General features: G+C 63.1%; 2 protein-coding genes. Both read left to right on the top strand.

What is annotated here, in order from left to right; translation table 11 throughout:
• The first annotated feature begins 137 nt into the window (after positions 1-137).
• Positions 138-1,280 carry a pimeloyl-CoA dehydrogenase small subunit gene (gene pimD / locus WB528_RS24000; protein WP_423891382.1) on the top strand — a complete coding sequence of 381 codons (1,143 nt, stop codon included), beginning with the start codon at positions 138-140 and terminating at the stop codon, positions 1,278-1,280.
• Positions 1,281-1,439: 159 nt separating this feature from the next.
• Positions 1,440-1,995 (top strand): SDR family NAD(P)-dependent oxidoreductase (locus WB528_RS24005; protein WP_423891385.1); only part of this gene is annotated, 556 nt, incomplete at its 3' end.

Genomic DNA, 1,995 nt, shown 5'->3' on the forward strand with positions numbered 1-1,995 from the left:
CCCGGAATCCATAACCACCATCGTGAGTATGGATTCCGGGCCTGCGTCCCCCGCACAAAATAGCTTCGCTATCTTGTCGCGACGGCGCATCCGGGAATGACGACGCTGCTTTGATTTGGGTATGAGGAAACGTAGACATGGATTTCGATTTGTCCGAGGAGCAGCGGCTTCTCAAGGAAAGCGTCGATGGGTTGCTCGGCGACGCCTATGATTTCGATTCACGCAAGAAATACATGAAAGAGCAGGGCGGCTGGAGCAGGTCGATCTGGAACCGCTTCGCCGAACAGGGCCTGCTCGGCCTGCCGTTCGCCGAAGACGACGGCGGCTTCGGCGCCGGTGCGGTCGAAACCATGATCGTGATGGAGGCTCTCGGCCGCGCGCTTGTGATCGAGCCGTATCTCGCGACCGTCGTGATCGCGGGTGGCTTGCTTCGCCATGGCGGATCGGCTGCGCAGAAAGCAGCGCATATCCCGTCGATCATCGACGGCAGCAAAACCTTTGCCTTTGCGCAACTGGAAAAGAATTCACGCTACGATCTGGCTGACGTTGCGGCCTCCGCCAAGAAGAAGGGCAATGCTTACGTCATCGACGGCGAGAAGTTCGTCGTGCTCAATGGCGAGGCGGCGGACACGTTTGTGGTGACCGCGCGCACCAAGGGCGGCCAGCGCGACACCGGCGGCATCGGCGTGTTCCTGGTGCCGGCGGGCGTCAAGGGCATCGCGAAGAAAGGCTATCCGACGCAGGACGGACTGCATGCCGCCGACGTCACCTTCACCGGCGTCGAGGTCGGCGCTGATGCCGCGATCGGCGATCCCGAAAATGCGTTGCCGCTGATCGAGCGCGTGGTCGATGAAGCCCGCACCGCGCTCTGCGCCGAGGCCGTAGGCCTGATGGACGAGTCGCTGAAGGCCACGGTCGAATATCTGAAGACCCGCAAGCAATTCGGCGTCGCGATCGGCAGCTTCCAGACCTTGCAGCACCGCGCCGCCGACATGTTCGTCGCGGTCGAGCAGGCGCGCTCGATGTCGATGTTTGCGACCATGGCTACCGATTTCGAGGACGCGAAGGAACGCGCCACCGCGGTCGCCGCCGCCAAGGTGCAGATCGGCAAGTCCGCCAAGTTCGTCGGCCAGCAGTCGATCCAGCTGCATGGCGGCATCGGCATGACCATGGAAGCCAGCATCGGTCACTACTTCAAGCGCCTGACCATGATCGAGAACACCTTTGGCGATACCGAATATCACCTTCGCCGCGTCACCGCCGGCGGCGGGCTGGTGTAGGCCCATATATTATCCGCGTCATTCCGGGGCGCATCGAAGATGCGACCCCGGAATCCATAACCACCGACGCGGAGTATGGATTCCGGGTCTGCGCCTTCCGCGCAAAATGACGTATTGAGAGAGGCTCGCGAGGCTTCAGGCAACGCAGAGGACCACACCATGAAATCGACCCCCTTCGACCTCACGGGACAAGTCGCCGTCGTCACCGGCTCCAGCCGCGGCATCGGCCGCTCCTCCGCCGAACTGCTGGCGAAGCTTGGCGCCAAGGTCGTGATCTCCTCACGCAAGGCCGATGCCTGCGAGGAAGTCGCCAGCGGCATCCGCAAGGCGGGTGGGGATGCGCATGTGATTGCCTGCAACATCTCGCGCCGCGAGGAGGTCGAGGCGCTGGTGACGGGCGCGGTCAGCCATTACGGCAAGATCGACATTCTGGTCTGCAACGCGGCGGTGAACCCGTACTACGGCCCGCTGCTCGACATCAAGGACGAGGCCTTCGACAAGATCATGGCCTCCAACGTCAAGAGCAATCTCTGGCTCTGCGCGCTGGCGATCCCGCCGATGGCGGAACGCGGCAAGGGCTCGGTGGTGATCATCTCCTCGATCGGGGGTTTGCGCGGTTCGACGGTGATCGGCGCCTACGGCATCTCGAAAGCCGCCGATTTCGCGCTGTGCCGCAGTCTCGCCGGCGAGTGGGGACCGAAGGGCGTCCGCGTCA

It is taken from the genome of Bradyrhizobium sp. (assembly GCF_049586575.1).
In the GTDB taxonomy this organism is placed as follows: Bacteria; Pseudomonadota; Alphaproteobacteria; order Rhizobiales; family Xanthobacteraceae; genus Bradyrhizobium.

Bases quoted from the DNA above. Each gene is read 5' to 3' on its own strand.
- pimD (WP_423891382.1), top strand. From the start codon at position 138: ATGGATTTCGATTTGTCCGAGGAGCAGCGGCTTCTCAAGGAAAGCGTC.